The 19,985-nt window shown below is 68.5% G+C and carries 20 protein-coding genes; 8 read left to right on the top strand and 12 right to left on the bottom strand.

Translation table 11 applies throughout. The annotated features are described in order from the left end of the window. Positions 1–116 precede the first annotated feature (116 nt). The 4 genes from ACWESM_RS08870 (at position 117) to ACWESM_RS08855 (ending at position 3,377) form a co-directional block, all read left to right on the top strand. Entirely contained in the window at positions 117–1,328 is a 1,212-nt protein-coding gene (locus ACWESM_RS08870; protein WP_452491218.1) for a DUF418 domain-containing protein, read from the top strand. Positions 1,329–1,468: 140 nt separating this feature from the next. After that, positions 1,469–2,008, top strand: coding sequence for an NUDIX hydrolase (locus tag ACWESM_RS08865; protein ID WP_355077553.1), 540 nt, complete (start codon positions 1,469–1,471; stop codon positions 2,006–2,008). Positions 2,009–2,072: 64 nt separating this feature from the next. Continuing rightward, the gene (locus ACWESM_RS08860) at positions 2,073–2,360 is read left to right on the top strand and encodes a DUF427 domain-containing protein (protein WP_355077552.1); all 288 of its coding nucleotides are present in this window, start codon (positions 2,073–2,075) and stop codon (positions 2,358–2,360) included. A 219-nt stretch (positions 2,361–2,579) separates the two neighbouring features. Then, complete coding sequence (locus tag ACWESM_RS08855) at positions 2,580–3,377, top strand: AraC family transcriptional regulator (protein WP_364428315.1); 798 nt, start codon at positions 2,580–2,582, stop codon at positions 3,375–3,377. 25 nt (positions 3,378–3,402) lie between these two features. On the opposite strand, the gene ACWESM_RS08850 is transcribed toward ACWESM_RS08855, so the two are convergent. Beyond that, positions 3,403–3,783: a nitroreductase family deazaflavin-dependent oxidoreductase gene (locus tag ACWESM_RS08850; protein ID WP_355077548.1), complete on the bottom strand. Its 381-nt coding sequence runs from the start codon at positions 3,781–3,783 to the stop codon at positions 3,403–3,405. A 53-nt stretch (positions 3,784–3,836) separates the two neighbouring features. On the opposite strand from ACWESM_RS08850, the gene ACWESM_RS08845 reads away from it, so the two are divergent. Further along, the gene (locus tag ACWESM_RS08845; protein WP_452491217.1) at positions 3,837–4,439 is read left to right on the top strand and encodes an NUDIX hydrolase; all 603 of its coding nucleotides are present in this window, start codon (positions 3,837–3,839) and stop codon (positions 4,437–4,439) included. On the opposite strand, the gene ACWESM_RS08840 is transcribed toward ACWESM_RS08845, so the two are convergent. Next, a complete protein-coding gene (locus tag ACWESM_RS08840) occupies positions 4,440–5,120 on the bottom strand; it encodes a TIGR00266 family protein (protein WP_195080044.1) in 681 nt (226 codons plus the stop codon). It lies immediately after the preceding gene. A 44-nt stretch (positions 5,121–5,164) separates the two neighbouring features. Continuing rightward, the gene (locus ACWESM_RS08835; protein ID WP_364428320.1) at positions 5,165–5,533 is read right to left on the bottom strand and encodes an arsenate reductase family protein; all 369 of its coding nucleotides are present in this window, start codon (positions 5,531–5,533) and stop codon (positions 5,165–5,167) included. A gap of 103 nt (positions 5,534–5,636) precedes the next feature. Between ACWESM_RS08835 and ACWESM_RS08830 the strand changes: the two genes are divergently transcribed. Beyond that, positions 5,637–6,140, top strand: a complete 504-nt coding sequence (locus ACWESM_RS08830) for a nitroreductase/quinone reductase family protein (protein ID WP_452491216.1) — start codon at positions 5,637–5,639, stop codon at positions 6,138–6,140. An 8-nt stretch (positions 6,141–6,148) separates the two neighbouring features. On the opposite strand, the gene ACWESM_RS08825 is transcribed toward ACWESM_RS08830, so the two are convergent. Genes ACWESM_RS08825 through ACWESM_RS08810 form a run of 4 tightly spaced genes read right to left on the bottom strand, consistent with a single transcriptional unit; the run spans position 6,149 to position 10,812 of the window. Beyond that, positions 6,149–7,459: an aminotransferase class III-fold pyridoxal phosphate-dependent enzyme gene (locus tag ACWESM_RS08825; protein ID WP_452491215.1), complete on the bottom strand. Its 1,311-nt coding sequence runs from the start codon at positions 7,457–7,459 to the stop codon at positions 6,149–6,151. Between the two features lies 1 nt (position 7,460). Next, positions 7,461–8,507, bottom strand: a complete 1,047-nt coding sequence (locus tag ACWESM_RS08820; protein WP_452491214.1) for a TIGR03842 family LLM class F420-dependent oxidoreductase — start codon at positions 8,505–8,507, stop codon at positions 7,461–7,463. Between the two features lie 30 nt (positions 8,508–8,537). Next, positions 8,538–9,959 (bottom strand): dihydropyrimidinase, encoded by a 1,422-nt coding sequence (gene hydA, locus ACWESM_RS08815; RefSeq protein ID WP_355077534.1) that lies wholly within the window; start codon positions 9,957–9,959, stop codon positions 8,538–8,540. Between the two features lie 16 nt (positions 9,960–9,975). Next, the gene (locus tag ACWESM_RS08810; protein ID WP_452491213.1) at positions 9,976–10,812 is read right to left on the bottom strand and encodes a nitrilase-related carbon-nitrogen hydrolase; all 837 of its coding nucleotides are present in this window, start codon (positions 10,810–10,812) and stop codon (positions 9,976–9,978) included. Positions 10,813–11,024: 212 nt separating this feature from the next. Between ACWESM_RS08810 and ACWESM_RS08805 the strand changes: the two genes are divergently transcribed. Beyond that, entirely contained in the window at positions 11,025–11,753 is a 729-nt protein-coding gene (locus tag ACWESM_RS08805) for a peptidylprolyl isomerase (RefSeq protein ID WP_355077530.1), read from the top strand. A 78-nt stretch (positions 11,754–11,831) separates the two neighbouring features. Here ACWESM_RS08805 and ACWESM_RS08800 read toward each other — a convergent pair whose 3' ends face one another. Beyond that, positions 11,832–13,013 (bottom strand): cation:proton antiporter, encoded by a 1,182-nt coding sequence (locus ACWESM_RS08800; RefSeq protein ID WP_355077528.1) that lies wholly within the window; start codon positions 13,011–13,013, stop codon positions 11,832–11,834. A 4-nt stretch (positions 13,014–13,017) separates the two neighbouring features. Next, positions 13,018–13,500, bottom strand: a complete 483-nt coding sequence (locus ACWESM_RS08795; RefSeq protein ID WP_355077526.1) for a cation:proton antiporter regulatory subunit — start codon at positions 13,498–13,500, stop codon at positions 13,018–13,020. Positions 13,501–13,724: 224 nt separating this feature from the next. Between ACWESM_RS08795 and ACWESM_RS08790 the strand changes: the two genes are divergently transcribed. Next, positions 13,725–15,815, top strand: coding sequence for an acyltransferase family protein (locus ACWESM_RS08790; protein WP_452491212.1), 2,091 nt, complete (start codon positions 13,725–13,727; stop codon positions 15,813–15,815). A 12-nt stretch (positions 15,816–15,827) separates the two neighbouring features. Here the strand turns inward: ACWESM_RS08790 and ACWESM_RS08785 are convergent, their stop codons facing one another. From ACWESM_RS08785 to arc, 3 genes are all read right to left on the bottom strand, one after another. Further along, entirely contained in the window at positions 15,828–17,351 is a 1,524-nt protein-coding gene (locus ACWESM_RS08785; protein WP_452491211.1) for an ArnT family glycosyltransferase, read from the bottom strand. After that, on the bottom strand, positions 17,344–17,979 hold the full coding sequence (locus ACWESM_RS08780; RefSeq protein WP_452491210.1) for a TetR/AcrR family transcriptional regulator: 636 nt from the start codon (positions 17,977–17,979) through the stop codon (positions 17,344–17,346). The genes ACWESM_RS08785 and ACWESM_RS08780 overlap by 8 nt, the downstream gene beginning before the upstream one ends. Positions 17,980–18,163: 184 nt before the next feature. Beyond that, positions 18,164–19,924 (bottom strand): proteasome ATPase, encoded by a 1,761-nt coding sequence (gene arc / locus ACWESM_RS08775; protein WP_364428343.1) that lies wholly within the window; start codon positions 19,922–19,924, stop codon positions 18,164–18,166. Positions 19,925–19,985: the final 61 nt, after the last annotated feature.

Here is a 19,985-nt window from a genome sequence, read left to right as displayed (position 1 = left end):
CGAGCCTAAGTCACGCACCCGGCCCGACCCCCCGCGACCGGCGGAGTCCAATGTCATACCGCAGGTGGTACTTCCGGAGGACCCCTCGCGGCGCAGGTCGGCGCGATAGTCGGGACATGTCCGAATCGATCGCAGCCCGCCGCCTGGAGACCGCCGAGCAGCATCGCCCGTCGCCTCCCCCACCACCCGCGCCCGCCCGGCTCGTCGCATTGGACGTGCTACGCGGGATCGCGATTCTCGGCACCCTCGCCACCAACATCTGGATCATCACCAACCCGGAGGGGCTGGTCGGGTATCTGCACGACATGGGTGGCGAGGCCGGCGGATGGACGTGGACCGAGCGCGTGCTCCAGCAGCTGGCGCAGGGCAAGTTCCTCGGGCTGCTCACCGTCATGTTCGGCATCGGCCTGGCCATCCAGCAACGCTCCGCGACCGAGGCCGGGCGCCGCTGGCCGGGGAAGTACCCGTGGCGGGCGGGCTTGCTGTTCCTGGACGGTCTGGTCAACTTCGTTTTCGTCGCCGAGTTCGACGTCCTCATGGGGTACGCGGTGACCGGACTCGTGGTCGCGTTCGTGCTCGCCACCGGTGCGCGGGCGCGGCGGCGCTGGCTGGTGGGCGCGGCGGCCGTGCACGTGTCGCTGTTGACGCTCATCGGGCTCGCTCTGGCGTTCGCGCCGAGCCAGGACGCGCAGGCGCGTCGTGCGCTGGACCCGAATCCGTATGCGGACGGCTCGTTCTGGGAGCTCGCGGCGTTCCGGCTCGGCAACGCCGGGCTGTTCCGGATGGAGACGATCTTCGTCTTCGCGATGTCGGTCGCGCTGTTCCTGACCGGCGCCCGGCTGTTCCGGGCGGGCGTGTTCGGCCCGGAAGGCGCGCGACTGCGCAAGCGGCTGATGATCCTCGGCTTCGGCGTCGCCGCGCCGATCGACCTGGGCGTCGGCATACTGGGCGGTGGCGACCTCATCCTGTTCACCCGGTACGGCAGCGCGCCGTTCGTCTCTCTGGGCATTCTGGCCGCGGTCGCCGAGTGGTACCTGCGGCGTCCCGGCGCCGGGTTCGCCGGGCGTCGGTTCACCGAGATCGGCCGCACCGCGCTCAGCTGCTACATCCTGCAGAACCTGGTGGCATCGATCCTCTGTTACGGCTGGGGTTTCGGACTCGCGGCGCGCGTCTCGCCCGATGACCGTGTCCCGTTCACCGTCGGTGTCTACGTGCTGGTATCGCTGATCATCGCCTGCGGAGCGCACCTGTGGCTACGACGCTTCGAGCGCGGGCCGGTGGAGTGGTTCTGGAACGTGAGTTTCCGAACGCTGGCGCGGGAACGCTGAAACGCCATGATGCCCGTATCCCAGGGCCGGGGATACGGCGTGCCCATGCCGTCGGCTCCGTTGTGGCGCAGGGCTTGTCGTACCCGCACATGCCGCGAAGGCCGGCGGCCCCGGCGCGCGGCAGCCGCTACCGTCGTGCTGTGACGCTTGCCGACCGCTACCCCTTGCTGCACACACCGGCTCACTGGGCGTGGGGCGACCTGGATGTCCGGTTCTCCACCACACTCCCGTCCGACGAACTGGTCACCAATATCCACGTCGTCTGTTTCGTCGGCGACGAGATCGTGCTCTGTCGCGATGATCGCGACGTCTGGCTGATTCCGGGCGGCACCAGGGAACGCGGCGAGTCGATCGACGCCTGCGTGCGCCGCGAACTGCGGGAGGAGGCGGGCGCACGCCCGGTCGGACCGATCCGATGGTTCGGCGCGCACCATGCGACGAGCAACGGTCCGGCACCGTATCGCGAGTGGCAGCCCCATCCGCACAAGGCGTGGCTGTGGTGCACCGCGGACGTGGTGCTCGAATCCGCCCCGACCAATCCCGACGACGCCGAGCAGATCCTCGAGGTGCGCACCTTTCCCGTAGCCGAAGCGATGCGACGGGCCGGATCCGACGGCGAGCACCTGAGCGAACTGGTGGCATTGGCGGTCGAACTCCACCGGCCGGAGCGTCCCGAGTGATGTAGGCGGCCGGCCGCACATACTCGGCCGCCGCCCACCGGTGGGATCGGTGCAGAATCGAAGGATGGCAACGGCAACTTGGCACGGCCGCGTCCTCGCGACCAGCAATGACACCATCATCGTCGAGGGCAATCACTACTTCCCGCCGGACTCGATCCGACCGGAGTTCTTCCAGCCCTCCGACACGCACAGCTACTGCCCGTGGAAGGGCACCGCCAGCTACTACACCGTAGTGGTCGACGGAGACAGCAACACCGACGCCGCCTGGTTCTACCCGGAGCCGAAGACCAAGGCCGCGCAGATCAAGGACTATGTCGCGTTCTGGCGCGGCGTCGAGGTGACGGAGAGCTGAGCGGCGTCTTTCGCTGCGAGCAATCGAGTGGCGAACTCATGATCGATGCCGGAATCCGGTCGTAGGCGCGGCCGTGCGGTGATCGGCGGGCCGGGGCGGCGGCTCGGACCGCACTGCCCCGGCGAACGGCGGCAATCGGAGGAATCGGGAATACCGCCTGCGCGAAACCGATACGCTCATCCCAGGATTCAGCGCGAGTGTCTCAGCCGGGAGCATCCCATGATGAAGGCTCTGGTCACCAACGGCTTCTCGATGGCGCCTGGCGGCGCGGCGGACGAACCGGCGCGAGCGGGTGTCGCGCTGCTCCGGCCGGGGGTGCTGGCTTTCGCCGGATCGGTCGGTCCGACGGAGTTACACGCGCATCACGCGGTGCAGATCGTCGCCGCGAGCACGCCGATCGTGGTGGTGGACGGTAGCGGCGTCCGCAAGCAGGGCACCCACGTCATCGTGCCGACCGACGCGCCGCACCGGATCGACGTAGGCGCCGCGCACGGCACGGCCGTCTACCTCGACCCCGAGACGGCCGCCGGTGCGGCGGCGGATCGCAGAGCGCACCTCAACGGCTGGGTCGACAGCGCCGACGCCCTCGGCATCACCGCCGGTGGTGGAGACCTGACCGCGCAGGTCACCGCCGTCGTCGACGATCTGCTGCCCCAGGACGGCGCGTCCGGCGCGAGCGAGCGGCACGCGGTGATCACGGCGGCCCTGCAACTGCTGCCCGCACTGGTGCGCACCGGGTCGGTGCGGGGCGCGGATGTCGCACGACAGTTGGGTATTCCCGCGCCCCGACTGTCCCACCTGTTCACCGAGCAGATGGGAATTCCGTTGCGCCGCTATATCCTCTGGCTGCGGCTGCACATAGCGCGGACCCGCGCGCTGGCCGGAGACGACCTCACGACCGCCGCGCACGCGGCCGGTTTCTCCGATGGCGCGGATCTCACCCGCACCTGCCGCCGGACGTTCGGGCTGTCTCCATCGGTGCTCAGCCGCACCAGCGAATCGGTCCCGGACGCATAGCGGCCGGGACGGCTCGCCTTCCGTATCAGTCCGCCGGACGGGACTCGACGTAGTAGTCCGCCGAGATCGTCTTCAGCATCTGCCGCACGCCGAGTGGCGCCCATACCGCGGAGGGGTCGTGCCGCACGACCGGATCGGTCAGCTCGACCACATGGCCGCGGGTTTCCAGGGCGAAACCACCGGCCGCGCAGATGTTCTTGACCCAGTCGACATTCCGGCCATACGTCAGCGCGATCCGGTAAGCGCCGTCCTGCTCGAAGACCATGACCGGGGTGCGGTAGGACCGGCCCGACTTCCTGCCCTTGTGCAGCACGATGCCGAACCCGGGCGCGCGTCCCGCGACCAGGCCCGCGGTCGGATTGGTGACATGCCGGTTGAAATTCGCCAGTGCGTGCGGAAGCACCATGGGCGGCGATCCTCTCTCCCTGTGGCCTGCGGTGTTCACGTTACTCTCGACCCATGTCCGCTCCGCCGCCTCATCGCGAGCCGCCCCACACCGGAGATCCGAGCGCGGAAACGATCGCCATCTACGATGCGGCGGGCAACCCGGTGGGGGCCGCCGAGCGGGCCACGGTCTACCGCGACGGATTGTGGCACGCCAGCGCGGGGGTGCTCCTGCGCTCCGGTGACGGCGAGCGCGTCTACGTGCACCGCCGCACCGACACCAAGCTCGTTTTCGCGAGCATGCACGACTGCCTGGCCGGTGGTGTGGTCGCGCCGGGCGAAGCGCCGCGCGAGACGGCCCTGCGCGAACTGGCCGAAGAACTGGGCGTCACGCCGAACCCCGCCGCCGTCTCGCCCGAACCGCTGGCGACGGTCTCCTGGGACGGCGAATGGGCCGGTCGGCCGATGCGGTGTCATCTGTTCGCGTACGAGTCGCGCTACGACGGGCCGGTTCGCCACCAACCCGACGAGATCGCCGCGGGATGGTGGTGGACCGACGCCGAACTGCTGGCGCGTCTGGCCGATCCGGACTGGCCGTTCGTCCCGGACACCCGCCTGCTGATCACGGATCTGCTGATCGGCGCCCGGTCAGCGGCAGATGACGGGACGAGGCCCTGATCAGCTGGACGAGGCGACGGAGGCGGCCCAGGCGGCGAACGCGCCGGGATTGCGTGTCTGCAACAGCACCCGGCCGGGGCCGGTGAAATCGAAGACGAAACCCTCGCCGGACTTCAACGACTGGATCGATCGACCCGAGACCGCTCGCCGGATGCTGAAATTCATCGCCAGGTCGTAGGCGACCACGTGCCCGGTGTCGATCGTGATCGGCTCGCCCGGTTGCAGATCGATCACATCGATCGCGCCGAACACGCCCACCACGATCTCACCCTCGCCGTGCGCGCGCAGACCGAATCCGCCTTCGCCGCCGAACAGATTGGCGAACCCGCCCCACTTGCTCTCCACCTGCACACCGTGCGAATTGGCGATCCATCCCCCGCGGCTGATGAAGAAAGGCCGATCCGGCGTGATCTGCAAGTTCAACATGTCGCCGGGAAGCGCGGGCGCCACGTCGACCCACCCGCCCTGCGGCGGCGCGGTGAAAGTCGAGACGAAGAACGACTCCCCGGCCAGCACCGACCGCTTCAGTCCGGCCAGGATGCCGCCCTCGGCCTTGGCCTGCAACGTGACTCCCGCCGAATGAGCCACCATGGCGCCGCTCTCGACCCGCATCGGCTCGCCCCCGGCGAGAAAGCACCGCGCGACGGCGGCGGCGGGACTGTGGCGCAGTTGTACTTTCATGTCCGCCGACCCTACCGCCGAATCCCACACGGCGGGAACGGGTGTCAGAGCAGATCGCGCAGTGCGTCGTCGTCTCGGGCCACCACCGCCCCGCCGTCGGCGGTGAGCACGATCGGCCGCTGGATCAGCCCGGGATGTTCGACCAGCGCTTCGATCCAACGGTCCCGGTCCGCGGCGGTCCGCGCCCAGCTCGCCATGCCGAGGTCCTTGGCGATCTGTTCGCCGGTGCGGGTGATGTCCCAGGGTTCGGCGTCCAGCCGCCGCAACACCTCACGCAGCTCGGCGGCCGTCGGCGGCTGATCCAGATACTTGCGCACGGTGTAGTCGACACCGGCGTCGTTCAGGAACGCGGTGGCGTTGCGGCTCTTGCTGCACCGCGGGTTGTGCCAGATCTCGGTCTGCCCGGAAGTCATGTACGCAGGGTACCGAGGACGTGCACCCGGGCCGCCCGGCGCCCACTGGCGGATCTCGGACGTCGCGCCGCCGAGCGCCGCGTGTGCTCCGATACTGGAAGCCATGACTGAGCACGCGTCGCCCGAAAACCCCTACGGCACACCGACCACATCCGGTCCCGAGCGCATCCCTTCGTATCAGGGCGTGATGAATCGGGTCGTCCGCGCGCTGCTGCGTGTACCCGGGCTGTCCGGCGTCGTCGGCAAGCGGCTGATGATCCTGCACGTCGTCGGGCGCAAGTCGGGGAAGGTCTACGACGTGCCGCTGGCCTACACCCGGCACGGCGACACTCTGCTGATCGGCACCGCCCTGCGCCCGTGGGTGAAGAACCTGCGGGCGGGCGATCCGGTGCGGGCTTCCTTCGGCGGCGAGCCGCGCACGTTCGACCCGGTGGTCCACACCTCCGAGGCCGACGTGCTGCGGCTCTACGAGATCGTCGCGCGGGACAACAAGCAGAACGCCAAGTACAACGGCATCGGCTTCACCGCCGACGGCTCACCCTCCAAGGCCGATATCTACCAGACCTGGCAGCAGGGCGGCGTCGTGGTGGAACTGACGCGGCACTGAGCGGCCGGTCAGCTCGCGACGTAGCCGTCGGCCACGTCGAGCACTTCGTCGACGATCTCGAGGCCGGTGCGCAGTTCGTCGGCCGTCGTGGTCAGCGGCGGCGCGATCTGAAGGCGATTGCCCGCGTTGAACGGCCACAGCCCGCGTGCCTTGGCCGCGGCGGTGACCGCGGCCATCGGCTCGGCGTCCGCGCCCGCCGCCGCGAACGGGATCAGCGGCTGTCTGCTGCGCTGGTCCCGGACCAGTTCCAGCGCCCAGAAGAAGCCGAGTCCACGGACCTCGCCGACGCTCGGATGACGACCGGCGAGTTCGCGCAGGCCTTTTCCGAGCACATCGGCGCCCACCGCCCGTACGTGATCGAGGATGCCCTCACGCTCGAAGACCGCGATCGAGGCGACACCCGCCGCGCAGGCCAGCGGATGACCCGCGTAGGTGAGACCGCCCGGATACACCACATGGTCGTAGCGCTGCGCGATCCGCTCGGCCATGAGCACGCCACCGAGCGGGACGTAGCCGGAGTTCACCCCCTTGGCGAAGGTGATGATGTCCGGCTCGACGCCGAACGCCTGTACCGCGAACCATTCGCCCACCCGTCCGAATCCGACCATCACCTCATCGGCGATGTAGACGATGCCGAACTCGTCGCACAGCGCTCGCACGCCGGCCAGATAACCGGGCGGCGGGACGAGCACACCGTTGGTGCCGACCACCGTCTCCAAAATCAACCCCGCGATGTGCTGCGGGCCCTCGAGCTCGATGACCTGCCGCAGGTGCCGCAGCGCGGCGGCCGTCTCTTCCTCGGGAGTCGTCGTGCCCCACGGTGACCGGTAGGGGTAGGGGCCGAAGAACCGCACCGCGTCGACGTTTGTCGGTTCCGCGCCCCAGCGGCGCGGTTCCCCGGTCAGGCCGATCGCGACGCCCGTGCCGCCGTGGTAGGAGCGGTAGGCGGCGAGCATTTTCGTCCGCCCGGTGTAGCTTCGCGCCAAACGCACCGCGTGCTCGACGGCCTCGGCGCCGCCGGTGGTGAACAGGATCCGGTTCAGCTCGCCGGGAGCCCGCTCGACGATCAGCCGGGCCAGTTCGCTGCGGACGTCGTTGCCGACCGTCGGCGAGATGGTCGCCAACCGCTGCGCCTGGGCGACGATCGCCGCGACGATGTCCGGATGCTGGTGGCCGATGTTCACGTTGACCAACTGGGAGGAGAAGTCCAGATAGCGCTTGCCGGTGTCGTCCCAGAAGTAGGAGCCGAACGCCCCGGTGATCGGAGCCGGGTTCAATTCGGCCTGTGCGCTCCAGGGATAGAAGACATGATCGGCCACGCTAGTCGCTCCCTTCGCTCGACTTGGTCGTGGTCACGAGGGAAGCGAGACGAGGCAGCACCGATTCACCGTACGCCGCCAAAGTCGCGTTCTTCGCGTCGTGCTGGAGATAGACGGCGAACTGGTCCACACCGAGCCTTTCCAGCTCCCGCAACCGGGACAGCTGGTCGTCGGGCGTGCCCAGCAGGCAGAAGCGGTCCACGATGGCGTCGGGCACGTACTCGGCATGGACATTGCCCGCGCGTCCGTGCAGGTTGTAGTCGTAGCCGCGCCTGTCTTCGATGTAGTCCGTGAGGGCAGCCGGGATGTCGCCTGCCGTACCGTATCTCGCCACCATCTCCGCAACGTGGTTGCCGACCATCCCGCCGAACCATCGGCACTGTTGCCGCGCGTGCGCCTGCGCCGCGTCCGTCCCGTCGGTGACATAAGCGGGTGCGGCGACGCAGATCCGCACCGCCGCCGGGTCCCGGCCCGCGCGCTCGGCCGCGGCGCGCACCCGGGCGACGGTCCATGCCGTGATGTCGGGGTCGGCCAGTTGCAGAATGAATCCGTCGGCCACGGCACCGGTCAGCTCGAGTGCGCGTGGCCCGTAGCCCGCCACCCACACGTCCAACCGGGAGTCGGCCGCCCACGGCAACCGCACGACCGTGTCGTCCACTCGCGCGCCGCGACCGTTGCCCAGTTCGCGGATCACCTCGATCGATCGGCGCAGCGTGGCCAGCGTGGCGGGCTTGCCGCCCAGCGTGCGCACGGCCGAGTCGCCGCGGCCGATCCCGCATACGGTGCGATTGCCGAACATCTCGTTGAGCGTGGCGAAGGCCGACGCGGTCACCGTCCAGTCCCGAGTGGCCGGGTTCGTCACCATCGGACCGACCATGATCTTGCGGGTGGCGGCCAGGATCTGGCTGTAGATGACATAGGGCTCCTGCCAGAGCAGATGCGAGTCGAAGGTCCAGACGTGGGAGAACCCATATGTCTCCGCGAGCCTGGCCAGTTCGATCACACGCGAGGCCGGGGGCGTGCATTGCAGCACCACACCGATGTCCATGCGGCACTTCTCCGTTCCGAGGATCGAAAGTCAGATCAGGTTCTGCGCGAGTCCACGCGCGACGAACCGGCCGTGCCCCGCGTGCCCGAGGTAGCCGCCGTCGTCCACGACGACCCGGCCCCGGGACAGCACCGTGTCGACGTGACCGTCGATCTCGAATCCCTCGTAGGCCGAGTAGTCCATGTTCATGTGGTGGGTCTTGCCGAGACCGATGCTGGTGTGGCCGTCCGGGTCGTAGATGACGATGTCGGCGTCCGCTCCCGGGCTGATCACCCCTTTGCGCGGGTACATGCCGAACATCCGGGCCGGTGTGGTGCAGCAGACCTCGACCCAGCGTTCCAGCGGGATCCGGCCGGACCGGACGCCCTGGAACATCAGATCCATCCGATGCTCGACGCCGCCGATACCGTTGGGGATCTTGCTGAAGTCGCCGAGCCCCATCTCCTTCTGGCCCTTCATGCAGAACGGACAGTGATCGGTGCCGACGGCCGTGACGTCGCCGGTGCGCAGGTAGCGCCACAGCTTGTCCTGATGCCCTTCGGCCTTCGATCGCAGCGGTGTGGAGCACACCCATTTGGCGCCCTCGAAACCCGGCGCGCCGAGCTGATCCTCGAGCGAGAGATACAGGTACTGCGGGCAGGTCTCGCCGAAGACGTTGCGCCCGGCGTCGCGGGCGGCGGCGATCTGAGCCAGCGCCTGCTCGGCCGACACGTGCACGACGTACAGCGGCACGCCGGTCAATTCGGCCAGCATGATCGCGCGGTGGGTGGCCTCCTCCTCGAGCTGCCACGGTCGGGTCGTGCCGTGGAAGTACGGCGCGTTGTCCCCTCGCGCGAGCGCCTGTTCGACCAGCACATCGATGGCTATCCCGTTCTCCGCGTGCATCATCACCAGCGCGCCGAGTTCCGCCGCTGACTGCATGGCGCGCAGGATCTGGCCGTCGGTGGAGTAGAAGACCCCCGGGTAGGCCATGAAGAGCTTGAAGCTGGTGACGCCCTCGGCCACCAATTCGCTCATGCCCTTCAAGGATTCGTCGTCGACGTCGCCGATGATCTGATGGAAGCCGTAGTCGATCGCGCATTGCCCGGCCGCTTTCGCGTGCCAGGCGGCCAGCGTGTCCTGGACCCGTTCCCCTTGCCGCTGGACGACGAAGTCGATGATGGTGGTGGTGCCGCCCCACGCGGCCGCGCGGGTGCCGGTCTCGAAGGTGTCGGAGGCCTCGGTCCCACCGAAGGGCATCTGCATGTGGGTGTGACCGTCCACGCCGCCGGGGATGACGTATCTGCCGGTCGCGTCGAGCACGCGATCGGCGGACGCGGCGAGATCCGCGCCCAGCGCGACGGAGCCCGGCCGCAGGACGGCGGCGATGGTCTCGCCGTCGACGAGCACGTCGAGCGGCTGCGCTCCGGTGGCGGAGACCACCGTGCCACCGTGGATGAAGGTGCGCGCCATGTCGTTCTCCCCGGTCTCAGGGGGCCACCAGCGGCCCGTAGGCGTCGGGGCGCCGATCGCGGTAGAAGGCCCAGCGGTCGCGCACCACCTTGATCAGGTCCATGTCCAGATCACGGACGACCAGCTCGGGGTCGGTATCGGAGGCGACCTCGCCGACGAACTTGCCTTCGGGGTCGACGAAGTAGCTGGTGCCGTAGAAGTCGTTGTCGCCGTACTCCTCGGCGCCGACCCGATTGATGGCACCGATGTAGTACTCGTTGGCTACCGCGGCCGCCGGTTGTTCCAGTCTCCAGAGGTAACCGGACAAGCCGCGCGACGTGGCCGACGGATTGAACACGAGTTCCGCACCGGCGAGGGCCAGCGCGCGCCACCCCTCCGGGAAGTGCCGGTCGTAGCAGATGTATACGCCGACCTTGCCCACCGCCGTGTCGAACACCGGCCAGCCCAGGTTGCCCGGCCGGAAATAGAACTTCTCCCAGAACCCGTGCACGTGCGGAAGGTGGTGTTTGCGGTACTTGCCGAGATAGCTGCCGTCGGCGTCGATCACCGCCGCCGTGTTGTACAGCAGACCCGGCTGTTCCTGCTCGTACACCGGCAGGATCATCACCAGGCGCAATTCTTTCGCCAGTTCCGCGAATCGTTCCGTCGTCGGCCCCGGGACGGATTCGGCGTAGTCGTAGAACTCCGTGTCCTGCCGCTGGCAGAAATACGGGGCGTAGAACAGTTCTTGGAAGCAGATCACCGCGGCTCCGTGCGCGGCGGCGCGGCGCGCGTAGTTCTCGTGCGCCGCGAGCATCGACTCCTTGTCACCGGTCCAGTTCGTTTGGACCAGCGCCGCTCGAACGATTCCCATGCCTCGTTATACGTCACCGGGAACCTGTTCCGTTGTCCGACGAGTGCCTGGAGGCATTTTGTAGCCAATCCGTGGCAACCGCGGTTACGGCGGCATCCCGACCTGCCCGTGCTTGAGTAATCGAGCCGTACTCCCCCACTTGGTCGGGCGAGATGGAATGATTCGCGCTGCATCGTCCGGTGCGCAACCCCGAGTGAAGGAGATTTTCAGCGGTGAGCAGCGAAGTGCAAGCGCGAGAACTCGTCAACGGCCGGCGCACGGGGCGCCGGGGCGTGCCGTGGCGATCGCTGCGGATCCTCGGGGTCCTCGTCGTCGGCGCGGCGCTGGTCGCGTCCGCGACCGGTGTCGTCTCGGCGACCCCGTCGCCTGCTCGGGAGCAGGGCCCGGCCGGCTGTGGCGTACCGACCGCGGGGCAGCCGAACGGTAAGCAGTGGCCCGCCGAACCCGGCATGACCATCGATCCCAACGCGCAATACACGGCGACGCTGATCACCACTTGCGGCACCGTGACCGTCGCCCTGGACGCCGCCCACGCACCGCGCACCGTCAACTCGTTCGCGTTCCTGGCCGGGGAACGGTACTTCGACCACACGAAGTGCCACCGGATCACCACCGACGGCATCTACGTCCTGCAGTGCGGCGACCCCACCGCGACCGGCATGGGCGGGCCCGGCTATCAATTCCCCGACGAGAACCTGGCGGGCGCGACCTACCCGGCGGGCACGATCGCGATGGCGAACGCGGGCCCCGGCACCAACGGCAGCCAGTTCTTCCTGGTCTACCGGGACGCGCCGCTGCCGCCGAACTACACCCCGTTCGGCCGGGTCACCGCGGGCATGGACGTGCTGAACGCCATCGCCGCCGCCGGAGTCAAGGACGGCTCGTCCGACGGCGCACCGGCCGCCGACGTGGTGCTCGATTCCGTCGCCGTCCGCAACTGAATTCCGGACGACCATGGTGGCGGCGACGATCGGACGCCGCCACCATGGCCGTCAGCGGGGCCGGCTCGAACGAATCGGTCAGGACACCGCGGCGCGCCGACGCAGCAGCAGCGCCATCGCCGGTTCGACGAACCGGCTGACGACCGGCCCGAGCACCGCCATCAACAGCACGTAGGTTGTGGCCAGCGCGGCGAATTCGGCGGGGACCGCGCCAGCGGCCACCGCGAGACCCGCGATGACGATCGAGAACTCGCCGTGAGCGACCAGGGCGGTGCCCGCGCGCGCCCGGCCCAAGCGGCCCGCACCGGCCCGCTTGGCCGCCCACCATCCGGTGGCGATCTTGCTGGCCGTCGTGACCAGTGCCAGCAGGCACGCCCAGCCCAGCACCGGCGGAATGCTCGTCGGGTCGGTGCTCAGGCCGAACAGCACGAAGAACAGTGCGGCGAACAGGTCGCGCAGCGGTTCCAGGAGCTTGGTGGCGTTGTGCGCGGTGGAGTCCGAGATCGCGATGCCGAGCAGGAACGCGCCGACCGCCGCGGACACTTGCACCGCGGAGGCCGCGCCCGCCACCAGCAGCGCGGAACCCAGCAGCTTCAACAGGAAGATCTCGCGGTCGGCGCTGTCGACGATCGCGGAGACGTAGCGGCCGTAGCGCAGCGCGACGATCAGCACGACCGTGACCGCCGCCAGGGCGATGGCCAGCGTCTTCAGTCCGGCGAGGAAACCGACTCCGGCCAGCACCGCGGTCAGCACCGGCAGGTATCCGGCCATCACCAGGTCCTCGAACACCAGGATGGACAGGATCACCGGCGTTTCCCGGTTACCGAGCCTGCCCAGATCGTTGAGCACCTTCGCGACGATGCCGGAGGACGAGATGTAGGTGACCCCGGCCATCGCGATGGCGCCGGTGAACCCCCAGCCGAGCCCGAGCGCGACGAGCACACCCGGCGTCGCGTTGAGCACGATGTCCACCACGCCCGCGGCCCACGATCGGCGCATGCCCGTGACCAGTTCCGGCGCGCTGTATTCCAGGCCTAGCAGCAACAACAGCAGGACGACGCCGATTTCGCTGGCGAGATGGATGAAGTCGTCCACCTGCCGCAACTCGACGAGGCCACCGGTGCCGAACACCAGTCCGCCGATCAGATACAGCGGGATGGGCGACATGCCGATGCGCGCGGCGATCCGCCCGAGCAGGCCGAGGCCGAAGAACACCGCGCCCAGCTGGATCAGCGCGAGCGCGGTCTCGTGTGCGACCATGCGCTCAGCCGTCTAACAGGATCTTGGCGGCGGCCTCGAGGCCCTCCACTGTGCCGACGACGACCAGCACGTCTCCGGCGGTGAAGGTGAAGTCCGGCCCCGGCGAGGGAATCGGCTGACCGCTGCGGACCACGGCGACGATGGACGCCTTCGTCCGGGTGCGCATCTGAGTTTCGCCCAACCTGCGTCCGTCGAAGCGGGAGCGGTCCGGGATGGACAGCTGCCGGGTGGTCAGTCCGGTGAACTCGCGGTGTTCCTCGCGCAGTTGTTCGACCAGCTGCGGCGCGCCGAGCAGGCTGGCCAGCACGGCCGCCTCCTTCCCCGACAGCGGTACCTGTTCGGTCTCGTCGGGGTTGTCCGGCTTGCTCACGATGAGGTCCATCGTGCCGTCGCGATGGTCGATCACCCCTATCCGGCGTCGTGTATTGGTCAGCGGAAAATCCTTGCGCACACCTATACCCGGCAGGGGTGTCACCTCAACATTCACGACCCCACCCTATCGACCCACCCATTACGACCCGTCGACGGGTGACCGAATTGTCCGTATTTCTCGCCGTTTCCGCACGCCACTCCGGCCTTGCGAGTTGGACCACGGTTCACCGCCCGTGGTAAGAGAAATGACGTGTCCCGTTCATGCCTCCGTCGCCGAGCCGTTGGATTCCGTTTCCGCGACGACCGCGCCGCGCGAGTCCGGTGACGGTCGCCCGAGCGGTGAATCGGTTGCTCCGGCCGGGTGCGGTCGCCACCGCGGCGGCCGTGCCGCGGGCGGGCGCCGGCGGGTACCGGCACGATCTGGACGGGCTGCGCGGCGTGGCGATCGCGCTGGTCGTGGCGTTCCACATCTGGTTCGGCCGGGTGTCGGGCGGCGTGGACGTGTTCTTGGCGCTGTCCGGGTTCTTCTTCACCGGCTCGCTGCTGCGCGGCGTGGCGGCCACCGGCACGGTCCGTGTCGCGCACACCGCTCGCCGGCTCGCCCGCCGATTACTGCCCGCCCTGGTCACGCTTCTGGCGGCCGTGGTCGCGGCGACCGTGCTGCTTCGCCCGTTCACCCAGTGGGGCGAGATGGCGGCGCAGACGCTGGCGTCGCTGCTGTACTACCAGAACTGGTATCTGGCGCTGTCCTGGTCGGACTACCTGGCCGCCGATCCGTCGGTGAGCCCGTTGCAGCATCTGTGGTCGATGGCGGTGCAGATGCAGTTCTACCTGCTCGCGCTGATCGTCGTGGCGTCGGTCGCTGGCCTGTGCCTGCGTTTCGCTCGCCCGGGGGCAGTGCGTCCGGCCTTGGCGATCGCGCTCGCCGCGGGCGCGGTGGCCTCGTTCGTCTACGCCGCGCACGGTACCGCGGTGCATCAGGGCTGGAACTACTACGACAGTTTCGCCCGCGCCTGGGAACTCCTCGCCGGGGCGCTGCTGGCGATCGTCGCGCCCTGGCTGTCACCGCCGCGTTCGGTGCGGGTCGCGGCCGCCGTCCTCGGCGCGGTCGCGGTGCTCACGTGCGGTTGGTTGATCGACGGCGCCGATCGGTTCCCCGGTCCCGCCGCGCTGGTGCCAGTCGGGGCCACACTGGCGCTGATCGTCGCGGGCGGCGATCTCGCCGCCGCGGATCAGCCACTACCGAACCGGCTGCTCGGCGCACCGGCCGCGGTGCGCCTCGGCGAACTGTCCTACGCGCTGTATCTGTGGCACTGGCCGATTCTGATCTTCGTCCTGGCGCGGACGGGAGCCGCGACCGCGGGACTCGGCGTGGGTCTGGGCGTCGTCGGGGCGTCGCTGGTACTCGCCTACCTGACCAACCGGTTCATCGAGGAGCCGCTACGAGTGCGGTCCGGTCGTCCGGCCGGAAAGACGCCCGCCCGCGGACGCCGCACCGGCCGGCTGGTCGCCGCGCTCGGCATCGCGGTACTCGCGGCGGCGCTGGGCGAGCAGGTGGTGACCAAGGCGAATCCGCCGCGAGCGGTGGCCGGGCTGGACTCGGCGCGCTATCCCGGCGCGGAAGCACTGGTCAACGGCGTGAGCGCGCCCGAGGCTCCGATGCGGCCGAGCATGTACGAAGCGCCGGCGGACGCGGCCTACCCCTCGCGCGACGGCTGCATCGCGGACTGGGATACCCGCGAGGTCATCACCTGCACCTATGGCGACGCCGCCGCGGAGCGCACCATCGCGGTGGTGGGCAGCTCGCATGCCGAGCATTGGGTGCCCGCGCTCGACCTGCTCGCCCGCGAGCACTCCTTCCGGGTCGAGGTCTACCTGAAGATGGGCTGCCCGCTGACCGTGGCGGCGGAACCGATGTACAAGGGTGAAGCGAATCCGGACTGCCGCGACTGGTCTGTGGAGGTGATCGACCGCCTGGGCGTCGAACGCCCGGAGTGGGTGTTCACGACAGCGACCCGCCCTCGTGACGGCGCGGGTGACGAGACCCCGGCCGACTATCTGGACGTCTGGACCCGCCTGGCCGACCGCGGACTCAACGTGCTCGCCATCCGTGACACGCCGTGGCTGCGCCGCGACGGCGTGCGGTACCGGGCCATCGATTGCCTCGCCCAGCACAGCGACCGGATCAGCTGCGGGATGCCGCGCGCGGAGGCGCTGAACGCGGTCGATCCGGCGCTGGAGTTCGCCGCCTCGTTCCCCAACGTGTTCCCGCTGGACCTGTCCGACGCGCTGTGCGAACGCGACGTATGCGCGGTCACCGAGGGCAACGTCCTGATCTACCACGACGAGCATCACCTCACCGCCAGCTATTCGCGGTCGCTGGCACCGGAACTCGGCAGACAGTTGTCGCCGATCCTCGGCTGGTGGTGAGCCGGAACCGGATCAGTTCAGCCGCAGCATGCCCGGCCAGGCTCGCGACCACGGCACGAGCGGTCGCGCGCAACGCCAGACAGTGACGCCGCGGGTGACCCCCGGGAACCCGAGACGAGCGTCGACCTGCCCGATCGCGGTCACCTCGGCACAGTGCGCGCGCACATCGGCCTCAGTGCCACCCACCCACAGCACCGTCGTCGCCGTGTCCGGCGGGGTGCCGAAGTAGCCGAACCCGCGATTCGGACTGAAGACGGCGGGCAGGCCATGGGTCGCGCGCGCGAGGTCCAAGGCGCTTGCCTGCCAATAGGAATCGGCGATCACCACGGCCGAAGCCCGCTCCGGCTCCGGCAGCGCCGCGTAGGCCGCCGCGGTCCCGGCCGCGAGTTCGGACCAGCCGAACCGACCGTAGACCGCGATCTCCAGCCCCGCCTGGGCTTGGGTGTCGACCGGGTCGATGTCGGATTCCGGGCGCAGGGGCAGCGAGAAAATCACCAGCGCAACGGATATCGCGGCCACCGCAACGGTGAGGGTCACACGCGATCGCCGCCGGTTCTCCATCCACCGCACCGCACCGACCGCGATCAGCGCTCCGTAGCAACCCGCCGCGTAGTACGGTCGTCCACCGGTCGCGATGAAGACCACGATCAGCACCAACGGCAGGACACCGAGAAAACGGTACGGCCGCAAGCTTTCGGCACGGAACAGGGTCCACACCCCGTACACCAGCAGCAATCCACCGATCAATCCGGCGGAGGCGAGCGCGAGCGGCAGCCAGATGTAGCGCCCGCCGATCGTGGCCTGCTCCGCGGCGACCACACCAACCAGACGCAGCTGCGGCCACCCGTGCGCCGCCTGCCACACCAGGCTGGGTACCGAGGTGAGGACGACGATCGCGGCGCCGCACCACAGGGCGGGGCGGCGCAGCAGCTCACGCGGTCCGTAGATCGCCACCCCGATCACCAGTGCGAGCCAGAAGAAGGGAATCAGCCACTTGACCTGCATATCCACCGCGGTGAACAGCGCCGAGGCCAGCAGCAAACCGTCGTGGCGGGTGCGGACCCAGCGGATCACCAGCCAGCTCACCACCACCCACAACGCCGTGTCGAGCGTATTGGTGGCCAGCTGATCACCCTGCACCAGCAGGAACGGCGAGGTGGCATACGCGGCCGCGGCCAGCACCTGCGCCGGGCGACCGCCCCCGAACTCCCTGGCGATCTGGGCGGTCACCACCACCGCGGCCACGGTGACGAGCACGGCCGGAAGACGCAGTGCCACCAGCGAATCCGGGGCGAGCAGATCCGTCATCCGCGCGATCGCGGGTAGCAGCGGCCCCTGATCGGCGTAGCCGACCGCGAGCCTGCGGCCTGCCGCGACGAAATACAGCTCGTCGCCGAAGAATCCGTACCGCCCGATGGAAACCAGCAGCGCCACCGCACCCAGCGCCGCCACCGCGCCGACTCCGCCGAAGGCGAACGAGGGCAACGGTGTCGTGGCATCGTCCCGGCGCCGCGGGGTGTCCAGTACCTCAGTCATCCTTACCCGCTTTCCGGGTCGCCGTGTCGAACAACCGGCACACGTGTGCCGCGTACGCGTCCATCGCGAAGTCCTGTTCCCGGACCGCCCGTCCGGCGGCGCCATCGATGGCGTCGCGGATGGACTTGGCCATCAAGAGCGGATCGAACTCGCCGAACTCGCCGGTGCGCTGCCCTTCGGTGAGGATGTCGACCAGCGGCACGATGATGTCGCGTTCACCGTCGGCGGAGGCGAACTTCGGGTTGCCTTCCGCGTCCCGCAGATTCGTCACCACCTCGACCAGCGCCGCCACATACGTGGTATTCGCATCGATGAAACCGAGGTTCGATTCGAGGTAGGCCAGCAGGCTCGCGCGCGGTCCGGCCGCCGCTCCGACCCGTGGCGCGATGTACTCCGCGGCCGAGACGTAGAGCTGGACCACCAGCTGCGTCATCAGATCGTCCTTGCCCTCGAAGTGGTAGGAGATGACGCCCTTGGAGATGCCCGCGTGCTCGGCGATCCGCGCCAGCGAAGCATTCGCGTACCCGACCTCGGAGATCACCTCCACCGCGGAGGCGATGATCTGCCGCCGTCGCGCCTCTTCGATAAAAGACCGCCGTTGGCCACTCGTACTGTTTTCTGGCCGCATGGTCAAATTTTAGCACGAGCGGACTGTAGGCCTGCTGATGAGCGACGACGCCGAATGGAGCGCCGTCGAGAGTCATCCGGATACGAGTGGTGTGCGGCCGTCGCCGTGCACCGTCACCTGCGCTCTGGACAGTGAAAGGGCCGCGTCTCCGGGGAGACGCGGCCCATCGTGGTCGGCGGAACCTTTACAGGTACTGACCGGTGTTCGACTCGGTGTCGATGGCGCGGCTGGCACTGGCGTTCTTGCCGGTGACCAAGGTGCGGATGTAGACGATCCGCTCGCCCTTCTTACCCGAGATGCGTGCCCAGTCGTCCGGATTCGTGGTGTTGGGCAGGTCCTCGTTCTCGGAGAACTCGTCCACGATCGAATCGTAGAGATGCTGGATGCGCAGACCCGGGTTGCCCGTGTCGAGCACCGCCTTGATGGCGTACTTCTTGGAGCGGTCCACGATGTTCTGGATCATGGCGCCGGAGTTGAAGTCCTTGAAGTACAGGACCTCCTTGTCACCGTTGGCGTAGGTGACCTCCAGGAAGCGGTTGTCCTCGCTCTCGGCGTACATCCGGTCGACGACGCGTTCGATCATGGCGTTGATGCACAAGACCTTGTCGCCGCCGAACTCGGCCAGGTCGTCGTCGTGCAGCGGCAACTCCTGGGTGAGGTACTTCGAGAAGATGTCCTGCGCCGACTCCGCGTCCGGACGCTCGATCTTGATCTTCACGTCCAGGCGGCCCGGCCGCAGGATCGCGGGATCGATCATGTCCTCACGGTTGGAGGCGCCGATCACGATGACGTTCTCCAGGCCCTCGACACCATCGATCTCCGACAGCAACTGCGGCACCACCGTGGTCTCGACATCGGAGGAGACGCCGGAGCCGCGGGTGCGGAAGATGGAATCCATCTCGTCGAAGAACACGATCACCGGCGTGCCTTCGGACGCCTTCTCGCGGGCCCGCTGGAAGATGATCCGGATGTGACGCTCGGTCTCACCCACGAACTTGTTGAGCAGCTCGGGGCCCTTGATGTTCAGGAAGAACGACTTGGCTTCCTTGGCATCCTCACCGCGCGCCTCGGCGATCTTCTTGGCCAGCGAGTTGGCCACCGCCTTGGCGATGAGCGTCTTACCGCAGCCGGGGGGACCGTAGAGCAGCACACCCTTCGGCGGACGCAGCGCGTACTCGCGGAAGAGGTCCTTGTGCAGGAACGGCAGCTCCACCGCGTCGCGGATCTGCTCGATCTGCCTGCCGAGACCGCCGATGTCGCTGTAGTCGACGTCGGGCACCTCTTCCAGCACGAGGTCCTCGACCTCGGCCTTGGGGATGCGCTCGAAGGCGAAACCGGCCTTCGTGTCGACCAGCAGCGAGTCGCCCGGCCGCAGCTTGCGGATGGGGGAATCGGGATCGTCGAGGTCGTCCATCTCGGCGACCTTCGCCAGCGGGCCTGCCAGCCACACCACACGCTCCTCGTCGGCATGGCCGACGACCAGGGCGCGACGACCGTCGTCGAGGATCTCCCGGAGGGTGCCGATCTCGCCGACCGCGTCGTAGTGCCCGGCCTCGACGACCGTGAGCGCCTCGTTGAGGCGGACGGTCTGACCGTATTCGAGCGTCGAGGTCTCGATGTTCGGTGAACACGTCAACCGCATCTTGCGACCCGAAGTGAACACGTCGACCGTCTGATCGTCGTACACACCGATCAGAATGCCGTATCCGCTCGGCGGCTGACCCAGCCGATCGACCTCCTCACGCAGCGCGACCAGCTGCTGGCGCGCTTCCTTGAGGGTGTCCATCAGCTTCGTGTTGCGAATGGTCAGCGAATCGATGCGGGCTTCCAATTCCCGTGTGCGATCCGGCGAATCGGCGAGTTGCCTTCGGAGTGCAGCCGCCTCGGCGCGCACTGCCTCGAGCTCTCTCCAGGCCGCCGAATCCGAATTCTCGATGGGGCTCATGTGCTGCTCCTCCCAGTCCCGGTCTATCAACGCTACCGGGCGCGACCCGTTCTCGCTTTCC

It is taken from the genome of Nocardia sp. NPDC003999, assembly GCF_053604885.1.
Note: the sequence above shows the minus strand (reverse complement) of the source record. Positions and strands in the feature narration are given on the sequence as shown.